This is a genomic window from Sphingomonas sp. MJ1 (PH-R8), from assembly GCF_048058635.1.
Taxonomy (GTDB): domain Bacteria; phylum Pseudomonadota; class Alphaproteobacteria; order Sphingomonadales; family Sphingomonadaceae; genus Sphingomonas.
Map to the genome: position 1 here is coordinate 48,250 of NZ_JBBEFX010000014.1, position 15,411 is coordinate 63,660.

Here is a 15,411-nt window from a genome sequence, read left to right on the forward strand (position 1 = left end):
ACGAACTTGCTCTTATTGCTTGCTCGGTGCCGCTTTGGCCGCAGCGCCCTGGGTGGCGAGCTCGTGCGCAGCATGCGCCAGCTCGATCCACATCGCCCCTTCCGGGATCACATATTCGTTCTCGCCCCAGAAGAAGGGCCAGTCCTCATGGTTCTCGGGGAAGTCCGGCTTGATGATCAAAACGCCGGGGACGACGCCACCCGCGATGAAGGAGAAGTCGGCACGGTTGTTGCCATAGGCCACTTCCTTGGAGACGGTGCCGACGCCGGAAACGAACGAGATGTCGGAGCCGGGGTGATGGCCGAGCAGGAACTCGATCCCGCGGAATACCGGATCGGCCGGCATGATGTCCGGGAACGCCTTGTGCAGGGCATAGGCGTTGAGTGCCGATCCCAAAACGGCGCCGCTGCCGGCCCAGCCGCCGGTGGTGATCGGCACGCCGAACGGATTGGCGGCTGCTCCCGTGCGCGTGGCATCGGCATAGGCCCGCACCGCCGGGATCATGCCGTTGCGATAGCTCGCGGGCATGAAGGGCAGGGCCGCGACGGCGTCGCGCAGGTTCGACGCAAAGGTCTTCTCGATCGCCGGCCACGCCGATTGGACAGCCGCGACATAGCGCTGGTCCTTTGTCGCGCGCAGCAATTCCACCGCGGCCGAGAAGCGTTCCGCTTCCAGCGGGCCGCCGGTGGTGTTGCCATATTGGTAGAGATCGGGGGCATGCGACTGCTCCTCCGCCCAGGTGCGGGTCGCGATCGCCAGCGCCTTCTTCGAAAGCTCCGGATCGACTTCGGCCAGCGCCCGCGATGCTGCTGCCAGCCCGGCGATCGAGCCATAGTTGAGCGCCGATGCCTTGGTGGTGAACGCCCAGCGATCGTCCGGCGTGCCGCTGCCCCCGTTCCGCTCCTCGCCCAGCTTCAGGCTCGGGTCGTAGATCAGCCCGTCGGTCTTGGTCGATGCGTCGCCCAAGTGGGTATATTGGGCGACGTCGGGCTCCACGATGCCATGGATGGCGTGGCCGACCGCGTCAAACTGCGCGACCAGTTGCAGCGTACCGTGCCGGATCTGCTGGAGCAGGTCGGGGGTGCCGTCGGGGACATGCATCTCCGTGCGGCGGCGGCTCCAATCGATCGCGGTCGTGTCGCGCGTCGGCCGCCAGCGTTCCCAGCTGTCCACCAAGGAGCGGATCACCTGATATTGCGACTGGGTGCGGATGTCGAAGTCGCCCGCGTCGAACCAGCCGCCGACCGCAAGGCCGGGAATGTGCTCGCCCGGCTTGAAGCGGGTATCGGTGGTCGGCCCCTGCGCATAGAGATCGATGTGCTCATGGCTGACCGGCGCCTGGCGCGCGTCGTCCCGATGCGCCTCGCCGTGCCAGACGCGATAGCCCTCGTTGACGAACATATGGTCCATCGCGACCGGGAAATAGACGTCCATCGTCGGGTGCCAGGCGCCGGCATAGGCGTCGGCGGCGATCCGGAACGGGGCCGTGCGGGTGTCGCCATATTCCAGCACATAGAGGCCCGGCTGGTGGACTCCGCTGAAGTCCAGCTGCAGGTAGCTGTAGCGCAGATAGTCACCCCAGCGCTTCGGCGACCCGGTCTCGACGGGCGTCATGCGGCCATCTTCGCCGATGCGCAGCAGCCGCGCGGGCAGGGTGCGGCGGTCGTTGCGGTCGAGCTCGATCGTGGCGACCTTGCGCGCGTCGGGCGTGTAGCCGAGCTGCGAGTGGGCGATGACGGGCGGGCGCAGCCAGCCTGGAACGCTGTTCGGCTGGATCGTCCATTCGACGACCGTTCCCGTGCGTCCTGCCGGCAGCAGCGAGCGGAACACGAACCAGCCGTTCTGCGCCTGGTTTCGACCGTCGAACAGCTGCACCTCCACGTTCGACTGGATCGACACGCGCCGCGCCGGGTCTTCCGGTGCAAGCACGAAGCGGTTGCCGCGCGCCATCGCCGTTGGTTCGGCGCCCGGACCTTCGGCGCGTCCGCTCGCCGCGTTGCGCTCGGGCGTCCGGATCATGGCGTCGGCGGGGTAGAGCGGGAAGCCGCCGGTACGGCCGTCGACCATATAGCTATGGTGGAAATAGGCGGAGGGCAGGAACTCCAGGTTGAAGCCTGCCTTGCCCGCGAGTGCTGCCGGGACCGGCTGGTCCAGGATCACCGATACGGCGACCGCCGCGCCGCGCTTTGCGGAGCGGATCCGGTAGCGCCATTGGTGCTCCGGATACTCCAGCGTCACCGTGATCGCACCGGTTGCGGCGTCCACCTGCCGGTCCACCAACCGTCCGATCGCGTCCCATTGGCCGGGAGTAGAGGACAGGCGGACATCGCCGTTTGTCGCGATCCGCTTGCCCTGCTGGATGATCTCGACGCCGCTGATCTTGGAGTCGGCGAACAGGCCGTCGTACCAGTTCGAGAAGACCAGCACGTTGACCGCCGGCGCCTCGTAATAGCCCGCTTCGCCCAGCTTCAGCTCCGGCGATGCCGGCGGTTGAAGGGTTTGAGCTTCTATGGGCGCAGCGCTTGCAAGCAGTGCTGCCAGCAGACAGAACACAGGTCTTCCCGCCATGACCATCCTCTCCTGATTGTCCCGGCACTCTTTGGCGCCTGTGCTCGACTATAGCGCTAACAACATCGTCTGCTAGCTGCATCTTGTGTTGAGAGTTGCAGAACGTCGAGGAGAGTAGCTCCTGTCGATAGCGCTATCAGAAGCGTTGAAGGGGAAGCGAATTACATCGGCGGTCTAGGCCGGATCGGCGCGCTCATCCTCCGCGCGGGGCGGCATCGCGATGCGGGTGTCGGTCAACGCCAGTTCGACCAGCAGCCGCATCGCGGCATTCGCGCCCGCCACGTCCTTTGCGACGATGGCATCATAGACGCGGGCATGATCGGGGATCGGATCGCGGATCAAGGCGCGGGTGCGTTGCTTGAACTGCGTGGTCCAGGCGACGGCGGCCCCGATCGAGGATCCTAGAACCACCATCGCATCGTTGCCGGTCGCGTGCAGCAGCGCGTCGTGGAAGTCGCGATCCGCCGCCACGCCGGCTGGCGTCGCAAGCGAGTGCCGGCGCATGCCCTTCAACGCATCTCCCATGCGCTTCAGGTCCGCTCGGGTACGCCGCTCGGCCGCAAACGCGGCCGCGGCGGGTTCGATCACCAGCCTCAGTTCGAAGAGACTGCGCACCAGCCGCGCGTCCGGTTCTCCGGTGAATGCCCATGCGAGCACGTCGGGGTCGAGCAGGTTCCATCGCTCACGCGGAAGAACATGGGTGCCGGTTTTGACACGGCTCTCCACCAGCCCCTTGGCGGTCAAGACCTGAACTGCCTCGCGATACGCGCCGCGGGAAACGTCCAGGGCTTCAGCCGCGGCGATCTCGCCGGTCAGCACGTCTCCCGGCTTGTACTGCCCCGAAAGGATCGCGACGCCCAGCTTGTGGGCGACGGCACCGCGGAGGCGCCGTCCAGGCCTGCGCGTGGACTCCCGGGATTCGGTGGTGGCCGGGGACGTGTCGGCAACTGCTTGCGGAAGATCCTGGCCTTCCGAGATCGCGCCGGCCCGCTGTACCATGTCGCTGCCGTCGCTCATCGGCTGCCCGGACGGAGGGGCGCAACGCGGACGGAGGCTCGCCGCTGGATCGGAAGCTCGGGCGGGCAACGAAGGGCGCAGCTTCCCCGCCACGCCGGCAGAGCCGCATAGGTCGACAGCCGCATTCCGTTCTCCCAAATCTTCTATTCTTGCGGCAAACCTGTCACGCAGCCGGCCAACCGGCAACCCGCCATGCGTTGCAGCAGGCGCCCTTCAGCTCCGCGCGGGCGGCGCGGTCGACTGGCGCTCGACCAGGACATGCTGGAGCACGCGGAAGCGTCCGTCCCCCGCCGGCGCAACGGTGCCGGCGCGCATTTCCCGGATCAGAAGCTGCAACGCTTCCGCCGCGAGTTCCAGCACCGGCTGCCGGATCGTCGTGAGAGGGGGCCAGAGCGTCACCGCCGCCGTGGTGTCATCGAAGCCGGCGACGGTAAGGTCGGCCGGCACGTCCAGGTGCCGGCGATGCGCGACGGAAACGACGGCCGCGGCCATGTCGTCGTTGCTCGCGAAGATGGCGGTGGGCGGGGTGGGCGCATCCAGCAACTGCTCGCCCGCGACCAAGCCGGATGCATAGCTGAAATCGCCCTGGGCGATCTGGGCCTCGATCGTCCCGGCTTCCCGCACCGCCTCTTGGAACCCGCTCAACCGCTCCGCACTCGCGGACTGGTCCGGATTGCCGAGGATGAAGCCGAGGCGGCGATGCCCCAGCTCGATCAGGTGGCGGGTCATGTCATAGGCAGCCCGGCGATTGTCGATGCCCACCGAGATGGCATCGGGTGCAGTCCCCCCGACGACCGCGACGGGCAGGTTCGCCGCGCGAAGCACCTGCCGTACGAGCGGCATCTCGCCCAGCGGCGGCGCCAGCAGGATGCCGCCGACACCGGAGGCGATCAGCCCTTCGATCGCCTCCGGCGTCGGCGCTTTGCCATCCTTGCCCTTGAGAAGGATCAGCTGCGCCGCGCGGGCGGACGCCTCCTCGAAGACGCCGCCCAGGAAATCGCTCATGAAGGCGGCGCTTGGATTGGAGTAGATGACGCCGATCCGGATCTCGCGGGACGTCACCAGGCTCCGCGCCATCATGTTCGGCTTGTAAGCGAGCGCGCGAATTGCCTCGTTCACGCGTTCGCGGGTCTGATCGCGAACGCCAGGATCGGCGTTGATGACGCGGGAGACGGTCATGGGCGACACGCCGGCCTGCTTGGCTACGTCGATGATGGTGACGCCACGCGTCCGTCGGGCGGTTTGTGCCAAGCTCTTCTCTGCGTTGCTGCCGGCGGACTTCGCCTGCGACCGTCGACCAGAGGACGTGCATCCCTGCAGGCGGCTTCGTCAATGCCGTCGCGCGCGTCTCTCTGCCGCGCAGCCCTTCACCCGGCGACTTGCCTTCGCTCCGCCGAGCAGGCTACGAAGATGGTAACGTTACCGGGAGGGGCTGCACGGTGAGACGATTTCCGCATGTTCGGTGGACCATCATCGGCCTCTTCGTAGGCGCGATGGTCATCAACTATCTCACGCGCAGCATCCTTGGGGTCGCCGCACCGGCGATCATGGCCGAGCAGCATATTTCGTCCGCCCAATATTCGTGGATCACGGGCGCGTTCCAGCTCGGCATCATGTTCCAGCCGGTCGCGGGCTATCTGCTCGATCTGATCGGCCTGAAGATCGGCTTCACCCTGTTCGTCGCGGTGTGGTCGTTGATCACCATGGGCCACGGCCTGGCGACCGGCTGGATGGGCTTTGCAGGCCTGCGCGGCGCGCTGGGGCTGGTCGAGGGCTCTGCCCAGCCGGCCGGCATGAAGCTGGTCGCCGAGTGGTTTCCTGCGCGGGAGCGCGGCGTTGCCGGAGGGATCTACCAGATCGGGGCGTCCTTCGGCGCGGTGTTCGCGCCGCCGCTCGTGGCCTGGGCGGTGCTCAACCACAGCTGGCGTGCGGCGTTCTTCGTCGCCGGCGGTCTCGGCCTCCTGTGGGTGATCGCCTGGCTGTTCTGGTACGCGCCGCCCGGGCGACATCGGGCCCTGTCCGAGAGGGAGCGCACGCTTATCGTCGAAGGGCAGGAGGCAGCGCTTGCCAAGCGGCGACGCCGGCCGCCGCTTCGGGAATTGCTTGGCCAGCGGAACCTCTGGGCCATCGCAGGGGCACGCTTCCTGGCCGATCCGGTCTGGGGCATGCTGTCGCTGTGGATGCCGCTGTATCTCGTCCAGGCGCGCCACTTCGATCTCACCCAGATTGCGATGTTTGCGTGGCTGCCCTTTCTCGCGGCGGACCTCGGCTGCCTGTTCGGTCCTGCCGTGGTGGCCTGGCTCCAGCGGCGCGGTGTCTCTCTGGTGGATGCGCGTCGCGGCGCCTTCACGGTGGGTGCGGTGCTGATGATGGGCATGATGTTCGTCGGAACGGTGACGAGCCCCATCGCGGCGGTCGCACTCCTCTGCCTTGGCGGCTTCGCGCATCAAACGCTGTCGGTAACGGTGATCACCATGTCGTCCGACCTGTTTCCGCAGGACCAGGTGGCGACCGCCACCGGCGTGTCGGGGACGGCTGCCAACCTGGGCGTCCTGATCTTCACGCTCGTGCTGGGCTCGCTGGTCGACCAGGTTGGCTATCAACCCTTCTTCATCCTCCTCGGCCTGCTCGACCTCCTCGGCGCTGCGCTGCTTTGGACGCTGGTTCGGAAAACCGCATGACCATCCGCAATCCCATCCTGCGGGGCTTCAACCCCGATCCGTCGATCGTCCGCGTGGACGACGATTATTACATCGCCACCTCCACCTTCGAATGGTTTCCAGGCGTCCACATCCACCACTCGCGTGATCTCGCCAACTGGCGTCTCGTCGCCCGTCCGCTTCGCCGCCCCAGCCAGCTCGACATGCGCGGCAATCCGGACTCCTGCGGGGTGTGGGCGCCGGACCTCAGCTACGCCGATGGGCGGTTCCACCTGATCTTCACCGATGTGAAGCGCTACGGCCGTACGACGGTGGACGGTGCCCGGGGGGCATCGCTGCGCGACTTCCACAATTACTGGGTCTGGTGCGATCGGATCGATGGGGACTGGTCCGATCCCGTCCACCTCAACAGCAGCGGCTTCGATCCGGCGCTGTTCCACGACGACGACGGACGCAGTTGGCTGCTCAACATGCTGTGGGATCATCGGCCGGGCCGGCGCCGCTTCGCCGGCATCGTCGCGCAGGAAATGGATCTCCACAGCGGCTGCCTGCTCGGGGAGCGCCGCGTGATCTTCGAGGGAACGCCGCTCGGCTTCACCGAGGGGCCGCACCTCTACAAGCGGGACGGCTGGTACCATCTCCTGGTCGCAGAAGGGGGGACCGAGCGCAACCATGCCGTCGTCATGGCCCGCTCGCGTTCGCTGTTCGGACCTTACGAGGTGCATCCCGACGGCCCCGTGCTCACGGCCCGCGGCCGGACGGAGGCTCCCTTGCAGCGCACCGGTCACGGCGACCTCGTCGAAACGCCCTCGGGCGAGACATGGATGACCTACCTCTGTGGGCGCCCCTTGCCGGCAAGCGACCGCTGCGTGCTGGGGCGGGAAAGCGCGATCCAGCCGATGCGCTGGGGTGCGGACGGATGGCTGCGTACGGTCGACGGGACGGGGGTACCGGTGGCGGAAGTAGCAGGGCCGGCGCACGCCGCCGTCGACCCTGTGCAAGAGGAGACCGAGTTCACCGGCTCGACCCTGCCGGAGCCGTTCCAATGGCTCCGGACGCCCTATCCCGAGCAGCTCTTCAGCCTCGAGGCGCGTCCGGGCTATCTGCGCCTCTACGGGCGCGAGACCATCGGCAGCCACTTCACCCAGTCGCTGGTCGCGCGGCGACAACAGGCGTTCCGCTACCATGCGCAGAGCTGCGTCGAGTTCGAGCCCCAGCACTTCCAGCAGGCGGCTGGCCTGGCCTGCTACTACAACAGCACCAAATTCTACTTCCTCCACCTGACCGCCGACGATGGCGGCGAGCGCCAGATCCAGGTGCTGGCCGTCACGCCGCAGGGGGAGGGGAGCAGTCTCCTCACGCCGCCGATCCCGATCGGATCGGGCGCCGTCGAGCTTCGCGTGGAGGTGGACCATGAGGCGCTTCGGTTCGGCTATCGCCTGGCAGGGGCCTTGGAGTGGTGCTGGCTACCGGAGACGTTCGACGCGAGCCTGTTGTCGGACGAGGCGACGCTGCCGGGCCTGCCGAACTTCACCGGCACCTTCGTCGGCATGGCGTGCCAGGACATGGCCGGCACCGGCCTTCCGGCCGACTTCCGCTACTTCCACTATGTCGAGCACCCGGCGGCCGACCCGCTGCGGGAGCAGGCATCGGCACGCGCAGAGGTTCTGGGCTAGGCGCGCTGGATGCGGGGAAATGGCTGCGAAGCGCGAGCCAGCGCAGCCGTGCCCCTCCTCAGGGTTTGCGCGTCCGCTTTACCCCGGCCTTCGGGACGAGGATCAGCGTCCGTCCCTCGACCCGCCACGAGGCGAGATCGGAGAGGAAGTTCATCCCCAGCACGTTCATGTCGCCGAGCGCCGGGGAGATCGCGACCTTGAGATCGCGCGCCGTGATCGATCCCAGTTCGAGCCGCTTCACCGATCCGGTGCGCGCCTGGGCCAGGCCGTTCGCGGTCTGAAGCACCACTGGAACCAGACTGGAGCCGGAGCCTATGGCGGCCGCCTTTGCCGTGTCCTCGGAGATCGCGGTGATCGTCGCGCCGCTGTCGACCAGCATCCGGCGCTCCACCCCGTTGATCGTCGCGCGTGCCCAGAAATGCCCGTCCGGCGACATCCGAATGCGAACCTCTCCGCCGGACACCTCCTGGCCGTTCACGCCGAGGCGCTCGGCGATGCGCGCCAACGAGGGTTCGTAGGGTGCTTGCTGGAACAGGATGAACAGGCACAGCGCGAGCAAGCCGACCGAGAAAGCGAAGCGCACGATCGGCCCGATGAAGGGGATGCGCTGGATGAATGCGAGCGCCAGCGCCGCAAGCACCGCATAGATCGCGATCTGCTGCCATTCGGTGCTGATGGTCACGCGGTGTAGCCCTTCATCCAGTCACGAACCCAAAGCCCGGGGTTTCGATCCGCAGCGTCTCTCAGGGACGATCAGAGCGGACTGTCGACGGATGCGGGCGGCTTGCTGAACCAGCGCGGCCCCGCCGGGGTCATGTAGAAGCAATCCTCCAGCCGGACGCCGAACTTGCCGGGCAAGTAGAGGCCCGGCTCGTTGGAGAAGCACATGCCGGCGGCGAGCGGGGTAGTCTCTCCGTGCACGAGGTTGACCGGTTCATGCCCATCCATGCCGATGCCGTGGCCCGTGCGGTGGGAAAGGCCGGGCAGCCGGTAGCGCGGGCCATAGCCCTGCGCCTCGTAGAAGGTGCGCACGGCATCGTCGATGGTGCCGGCCGCGACGCCGATCCGCGCTGCCTCCAGCGCCACCTGCTGTCCCTTCGCGACCGTTTCCCACACCCGGCGAACCTCAGGGCGGACGCTTCGGTAGGAGAAGGTGCGCGAGACATCGGACTCATAGCCATGCACCGAGCAGCCGCAGTCCATCAGCAACACTTCGCCCGGCGCGATCCGGTGCACCTGTCGGCTGCCGTGCGGATAGGCGGAGGCCTCGCCCACCAGCGCCATCGAGAACTCCGGCTCGCCGCCGAGCTTGCGGGTTGCGGCGCTCATCAGCGCGGACACGTCACGGCCGGCCATGCCGCCCTCCACGCGTGCCCAGGTCCAGCGATAGGCGGCGAGGGTGACGTCGGTCGCCATCTGCATCAGCGCGATCTCGGCCGGCGACTTGATCATGCGCAGGCCGCGGACGATCGGATCGGCCGACACGAGCCGCATGCCCGGCAGCCGCGCGCCGAGCCCGTCTGCTAGGAAGAAACGGGCGGTCTCCTCGATCCCCAGCCGCCCCTTGGCCAGGCCGCGCTCCTTCAGCCAGCCGGCGATCAGCGCCAGCGGGCTTTCGTCCTCCTGCCACACGCGCACCTCTGCCGCGACGTCGAGGGTCTCGCGGACGGAGGGCTCCTCAAAGAAGGGCGTGACTACCAGCGCCTCGCCTTCGCGCGGAAGGACGGCGGCGGTGACGCGCTCGCTCCGGCCCCATTGGACGCCGGTGAAGTAGGTGAGCGACGCGCCCGGCTCGACCACCACCGCGGCGATGTCGTGGCGGCGCATCAGTGCCTGCGCGCGCCCGATCCTCGCCAGCCGCTCGGCCGCATCGATCGGCTTTGCGCTCGTGGTGAGGTCGCGGAGTTCCGACAGGTCCGGCTCCGCGGCGCGCAGGATCGCGCTGGAAGCGAGGCCCGGGAGGGTAAGGGTTGCGCCGACGAAGCTGCGACGGGAGAGGAGGGAGTGCATACCGGCTGGATAGGGTGCATTGCAGGGACGCTGCAATGCACCCGCGCCGGTCAGCGTCGATTTAGCGCCGCCGCCACAGCCATGCGCCGATGGCCGCCACGCCGAGCGCGGCGGCTCCGGCCGCGGCCGCTGCGGCACGGCGCTGCTGGGGATTTCGCTGGCCGCCATCGATCCCGCTGGGCTCACTCGGCGGATCAAACAGCGTGCCGCTGCCGTCCTCGCCGCGCTCGGCCTTGCGCGACCAGCGCTCCATGAAGCCGTTCATCATCGCCGCGCTCAGGTTTGGCACCGCGAACTGGCCGAGCTTCAGGGCAAGTGCGGGCGCGCCCAGCACGGTGGTGTTGCGGGGGCGCCGTGCAAGCCGGACCACCGCTTTTGCGACGGTCTCCGGTGCCAGTGACCCCGGCGGCATCGCAAGCCGTGCGCCCGTATAGTTGCCGGCGTGCCCGATCGCGGGCGTGTCGACGAACGTCGGATACACGTCGCAGATGTGGATCCGCGGGTTCTTCGAAAGCTCGCCGCGAAGCGCCTGGCTGAAGCCCCGCAACCCGAACTTGCTCGCCGAGTAGGCGGCCGCGAACGGCGTCGCAAAGAAGCCGCCGATCGAGATCATGTTGACCCAGGTGCCGCGATCCTGCGCCAGGAAGATCGGCAGGACCGCGTGCGCCTCGTTCATGTGGCTGAGCAGGTTCGCCTCGATCACCCTCTGGTGGTCGGCGAGGGGAACGTCCTGAAACTTGCCGAGCACGCCCACGCCCACGCAGCTGAACCAGAGGTCGATGCCACCCAGCCGCTCCCGCGCTTCCGCTGCGAAGTCCGCGACCGCGCCCGGATCGGTCACCTCGACGGGAACGGCATCGGCCGTGCCGCCCGCGCCGCGGCAGCGCAGGGCAATGTCGTCCAACCCGGCCGTGCCCCGCGCGCCGAGCACCAGCCGGGCGCCCTGGCGTGCGAAGGCGACCGCAGTCGCGGCGCCGATGCCGCTCGACGCACCGGTGATGACGACGCGAAGGGGCGCGCGGCTCATCGGCCGACCGCCTCCTTCACCTTCTCGGCCGCCTTGGCGAGCAGGCCCTTTTCGGCCTCCTCGGCTTCTTCCTTGGTCTTGAAGGCGGCGCCTTCGGGTTCGGCCGGCGGCGCATAGACCGAGAAGAGCTTCAGGTCGCCGGAGCCCTTGTTGATGATGTTGTGCTCCGATCCCTTGGGCACCACCACCATGTGGTTCTTGCCCGCCTTCGTCGAATGGCCGTCGACGACGACCTGGGCCTCGCCCGAGACGATGAAGGTCGTCTGGTCGGCGGGATGCGTCTCGGTTCCGATCTCCTCGCCGGCCGGGATGCTCATCAGCACGATCTGCACCTTGCGGTCGCGATACACCTCCTTCTGCCAGAAGCTGTTCTTGGTCGCGAGGTCCACCATGTCCTTGTTGAAGATCGCCATTGGCCTGCTCCTGTGGAGTTGCGTTCGGGAAGGGGACGAACGAAGGCCCGGACCGTTCCCGTGAACTGCGGATCGCCCGGCGCGATGGGGCGTTCGGGCGGCGCAGGGATGTTCGGGAGACCCGATGGTAACGCTTTTTCCCCAAGCGCATGTCAGCGACGCCGAGCGTGAGCACGGCCTCCGCCTGCTGGTGCGCGAAGCGGCGCTGTCCGGCGGTACCGCCGCGCTCACCACCGGCGTCATCCTCACCGCCTTCGCGCTGCACCTGGGTGCTTCCAACACAATGGTGGGGGTGCTCGCGAGTGCGCCGTTCCTCGCGCAGCTCCTGCAGCTTCCCGCGATCCTGCTGGTGGAGCGCCTGCGCACGCGCAAGCGGATCGCGGTCGTCACCAGCCTGATCGGCCGCGCGATGCTGGCGGTGATGGCAGTCACCGCCTTCTTCAGCGGAACGGTGCCGCTGTTGCTGTTCCTGGCCGCGCAGCTGGTCGTATGCGGGCTGGGTGCGATCGGGACCTGTGCCTGGAACGCCTGGCTTCGCGACCTAGCGCCGGAGGACCGGCTGGGGCGGGTGTTCGCGAAGCGTACGGCCTGGCTCACCGCCATCAGCCTCATCCTCGGCCTCGCCGCGGCGCTCGCGCTGCATCTGACGCCTGCCGGATCGCTGTCGCGCAACCTGGTGTTCGCCGGCATGTTCACGATCGGCTGCGTGACCGGGCTGATCAGCGCGCGCGTGGTCGCGGCCATGCCAGAGCCGGAGATGCCCGTCACCGACGGGCCGGTTCGTCTCAAGCGCCTGCTTACCCAGCCGTTCCGCGACCGGAACTTCGCCCGGCTGCTGGGCTTCGTCGCCAGCTGGCAGTTCGCGATCAACCTCGCGACGCCCTTCTTCACCGTCTTCATCGTTCGCCAGCTGCGTTTCGAAGTCAGCTTCGTGATGGTGCTGAGCGTGGTGAGCCAGGTGGCGAACCTGCTGGCACTGCGATCCTGGGGCGTGCTCAGCGACCGCTTCGCCAACAAGTCGGTGATGGCCGTATGTGCGCCGGCTTATATCTTCGCCATCGTCGCCATGATCGGCGCGTCGCAGTTCGAGAACCGCGCTCTAGTCGCCGCGTGGCTGGTCGTGCTGCACATGCTGATGGGGGCCGCCATCGCCGGCGTGACGCTCACTTCGACCAACATCGCGCTCAAGCTGTCGCCCAAGGGGAGCGCCACCGCCTATGTCGCGGCAAATGCGATGGTGACGGCAGTCGCCGCCGGCCTCGCGCCCATCCTCGGCGGCCTGCTCGCGGACTTCTTTGCCCGGCGGGAGCTCGAGCTGCTGCTCCGCTGGAGCGGCCCCACCGGGACGCTGAGCCTGCCGCTCATCCTCACCAACTGGGACTTCTACTTCCTGATCGCAGGCCTGCTGGGCCTCTACGCCATCCACCGGCTCTCGCTGGTGGCGGAACATGGCGAGATCGAACGGCGGGAGATGGTGAACCAGCTGCTGTCGGAAACCCGCCGTGGCATTCGCAACATCTCCAGCGTTGCCGGATTGCGCGCGGCGACCGACCTGCCGGCGTCGCTGCTGCGCGACGCGCGACTGCGGCGGCGGCTCCGCCGCGCCCGGGCAAGGCGCGACGAGGCGCGCGCCGCCCGGCGAAGCGTCCCGCGCGGGGCGACGGAGGCAGTCGCCGGAGCCGCATCGGAGCCCGCAGAGTAACTCAGGTTACTTCAAGCCGGCCTGGAGCGGTTTTTTGGTCCTTCCCGGGAACAGCGCCTTGCCTTCGGGGCTTGAGAGGCTGAACCGAGCGCCGGCAGGACGCCGCCTCGAACCTCGCGGGAGAGGGAAGCGAATGGCAAACGTGCAGGACGCTCGGAGACCTCGACCCGAACCTGGGTCGCGCTCTCCCTTTTCCGCGGCGGGGTACTGACCGTGATGTCCTATGTTCGCTACACGCCCGAGCTCGAAGCGACCCCGCCCGACGAGGACGAGACCATCGACGCGATCATCGCGGCGATGGGGAAGGGTGGCGAGGTGACCTGCCGCCGCTACGGCCGCTACGTCCGCGTCTCCCACGCGAAATCCCACGCACTGTTGCGGGGTGAGTTGCATGTACGCGACGATCTGCCGCCGGAGCTTGCCCAAGGTCTCTTCGCGAGGCCCGGGCGCTACTCCGTGGTGGTGCGCATGGCGCAGGTGCCTGGCGAACTGCTGGACGATCGCCGAGTCTCCACGCCGCGCGGGCTTGCGATCAAGGTCCTGGGGGTCGAGGGCGAGAAGCTGGCAGGACATGATGCCGACACGCAGGATTTCGTGCTCGACACCGGCACCGTCTTCAACGCGCCCACCGCCCGCGCCTTTCTCGCCGCCATCAGCGCCACCGAGACGGCGACTGCGATGCCGCAGGCGGTCAAGGCCGCCGTCTCCACTGCCGCCCGAGTGACCAATCGGGCGCTGAACGCGGTGGGGCTCAACAGCGCCAACCTCGACTTCTACGGCCATCCACGGCTTCACCCCCTCGCGGAGCCCTACTTCAGCCAATGTGCGGTTCGCTACGGCGACTATGTCGCCAAGCTCGGCTTCTTCCCCGACAGCGACACGATGGCGGCGGTGCGGGCGAGGGGCATCGACTTCCACGATCCCGATGCACTCCGGTCGGCGATGATCGCCTGGTTCACCGAGAATGCGGCAGAGTTCGACGTCCGGGTGCAGCTGTGCACCGATCCGGAGCGGATGCCGGTGGAGGACGCCAGCGTCGACTGGCCGCAGGAAGAAAGCCCTTACCGTTCCGTCGCCCGCCTCGTGCTGCCGCCGCAACCCGCCTGGAACGCCGTGCGCCATGCCTTTGTCGACGAGCAACTGCTGTTCTGTCCGTCCCACAGCCTGGCCGCGCATCGGCCGCTCGGCAGCATCATGCGCGCGCGGTTGCGTGCCTATGAAGTGCTGGGCAACCGGCGCCGCGCCACCAACGGCTGTCCACTAGAGGAGCCCAAGGATCTGATGGCCATGCCCCAGGAAATCCCGAGCGCCGCGGCGCTCGCGTCTTCGGCCCGCAAGGGCGCACCTGTCCCCGCATCCGCCGGGCTCCTCGTCGTCGGTGCGCTGGCAGCGCTGGTCGGGGCCGCCTGGTTCCGCAGCCGCAAGGATGAGGCAGCGCTTCGCGAGCGGACCGCCGAACGTCTTCGCACTCCAACCGAGGTGAACTGAACCCATGCGCATCCATCACCTCAACTGCGGCACCTGCTGTCCGGTCGGCGGACGGCTCTTCGACGGCAAGAGCGACAGCCCCTTCGGCCATCTCGTCTGCCACTGCCTGCTGATCGAGACGGACGCAGGCCTGGTTCTGGTCGACACTGGCTTCGGGACGCGCGACATCGCCCATCCGCTGCGGCGCCTGTCGCCCTTCTTCCTGACGCTCAACAACATCCAGCTGCGTCGCGAGGAGACGGCCGTGGTCCAGGTGCGCCGGCTGGGGTTCGACCCCGCCGACGTTCGCCACATCCTCGTCACCCATCTCGACTTCGATCATGCCGGCGGCCTCGAGGACTTCCCCAACGCTGCCGTCCATGTGACGGCGCGCGAGAAGGAGGTCGCGGACGAGCGGGCAGGGGGCGCCTTTGTCGGCACCCGCCGCTATCGTCCGCAGCAATGGGACGAAATGCAGGACTGGCGTCTCTATCCATTGGGTGGAGGCGAGCGCTGGTTCGGCTTCGATGCCGTGCGGGACCTCCAGGGCCTGCCGCCCGAAATCCTGCTCGTGCCGCTCGCCGGCCACACTTGGGGGCATGCCGGGGTGGCGATCCGAGAGGATAGCGGCCGCTGGCTGCTCCACGCGGCGGACGCCTACTTCTATCGTGGTGAGATCGGGTCGGAGCGCTATTCCTGCACGCCGGCGCTGCGCGGCTACCAGCGGATGATGGAGGTCGACCGGGCCGCGCGCCTTCACAACCAGCAGCGCCTGCGCCGCCTGTCGCTGGATCACGGAGACGAGGTCCGCATCTTCTGCGCCCACGACCCGGTCGAGTTCGAGCTGCTCGCCTCCGGGCAGCGCTAGTGC

General features: G+C 68.0%; 12 protein-coding genes. 5 read left to right on the plus strand and 7 right to left on the minus strand.

What is annotated here, in order from left to right; translation table 11 throughout:
• Nucleotides 1–12 precede the first annotated feature (12 nt).
• From VPH46_RS12285 to VPH46_RS12295, 3 genes are all read right to left on the minus strand, one after another.
• Nucleotides 13–2,568 carry a glycoside hydrolase family 9 protein gene (locus tag VPH46_RS12285; protein WP_416611597.1) on the minus strand — a complete coding sequence of 852 codons (2,556 nt, stop codon included), beginning with the start codon at nt 2,566–2,568 and terminating at the stop codon, nt 13–15.
• A gap of 174 nt (nt 2,569–2,742) precedes the next feature.
• A complete protein-coding gene (locus VPH46_RS12290) occupies nt 2,743–3,585 on the minus strand; it encodes a FadR/GntR family transcriptional regulator (RefSeq protein WP_416611599.1) in 843 nt (280 codons plus the stop codon).
• Nucleotides 3,586–3,798: 213 nt separating this feature from the next.
• Nucleotides 3,799–4,836 carry a LacI family DNA-binding transcriptional regulator gene (locus tag VPH46_RS12295; protein ID WP_416611601.1) on the minus strand — a complete coding sequence of 346 codons (1,038 nt, stop codon included), beginning with the start codon at nt 4,834–4,836 and terminating at the stop codon, nt 3,799–3,801.
• Nucleotides 4,837–5,024: 188 nt separating this feature from the next.
• On the opposite strand from VPH46_RS12295, the gene VPH46_RS12300 reads away from it, so the two are divergent.
• Together VPH46_RS12300 and VPH46_RS12305 are read left to right on the plus strand one after the other, a co-directional pair.
• Nucleotides 5,025–6,266, plus strand: coding sequence for an MFS transporter (locus VPH46_RS12300; RefSeq protein WP_416611603.1), 1,242 nt, complete (start codon nt 5,025–5,027; stop codon nt 6,264–6,266).
• Nucleotides 6,263–7,921: a glycoside hydrolase family 43 protein gene (locus VPH46_RS12305; protein WP_416611605.1), complete on the plus strand. Its 1,659-nt coding sequence runs from the start codon at nt 6,263–6,265 to the stop codon at nt 7,919–7,921. The genes VPH46_RS12300 and VPH46_RS12305 overlap by 4 nt, the downstream gene beginning before the upstream one ends.
• Before the next feature lie 58 nt (nt 7,922–7,979).
• On the opposite strand, the gene VPH46_RS12310 is transcribed toward VPH46_RS12305, so the two are convergent.
• The 4 genes from VPH46_RS12310 to VPH46_RS12325 form a co-directional block, all read right to left on the minus strand.
• Entirely contained in the window at nt 7,980–8,603 is a 624-nt protein-coding gene (locus tag VPH46_RS12310; protein ID WP_416611607.1) for a retropepsin-like aspartic protease family protein, read from the minus strand.
• A gap of 71 nt (nt 8,604–8,674) precedes the next feature.
• Nucleotides 8,675–9,931 (minus strand): M24 family metallopeptidase, encoded by a 1,257-nt coding sequence (locus VPH46_RS12315; RefSeq protein ID WP_416611609.1) that lies wholly within the window; start codon nt 9,929–9,931, stop codon nt 8,675–8,677.
• A gap of 61 nt (nt 9,932–9,992) precedes the next feature.
• A complete protein-coding gene (locus tag VPH46_RS12320; protein ID WP_416611611.1) occupies nt 9,993–10,958 on the minus strand; it encodes an SDR family oxidoreductase in 966 nt (321 codons plus the stop codon).
• The gene (locus VPH46_RS12325) at nt 10,955–11,371 is read right to left on the minus strand and encodes a cupin domain-containing protein (RefSeq protein ID WP_129341289.1); all 417 of its coding nucleotides are present in this window, start codon (nt 11,369–11,371) and stop codon (nt 10,955–10,957) included. The genes VPH46_RS12320 and VPH46_RS12325 overlap by 4 nt, the downstream gene beginning before the upstream one ends.
• A gap of 124 nt (nt 11,372–11,495) precedes the next feature.
• Between VPH46_RS12325 and VPH46_RS12330 the strand changes: the two genes are divergently transcribed.
• The 3 genes from VPH46_RS12330 to VPH46_RS12340 all read left to right on the plus strand — a co-directional run bounded on the left by VPH46_RS12330 (nt 11,496) and on the right by VPH46_RS12340 (nt 15,408).
• Entirely contained in the window at nt 11,496–13,073 is a 1,578-nt protein-coding gene (locus VPH46_RS12330) for an MFS transporter (protein ID WP_416611613.1), read from the plus strand.
• Nucleotides 13,074–13,286: 213 nt separating this feature from the next.
• On the plus strand, nt 13,287–14,561 hold the full coding sequence (locus tag VPH46_RS12335) for a catalase family protein (protein WP_416611615.1): 1,275 nt from the start codon (nt 13,287–13,289) through the stop codon (nt 14,559–14,561).
• 4 nt (nt 14,562–14,565) lie between these two features.
• Complete coding sequence (locus VPH46_RS12340) at nt 14,566–15,408, plus strand: MBL fold metallo-hydrolase (protein ID WP_416611617.1); 843 nt, start codon at nt 14,566–14,568, stop codon at nt 15,406–15,408.
• Nucleotides 15,409–15,411 lie beyond the last annotated feature (3 nt).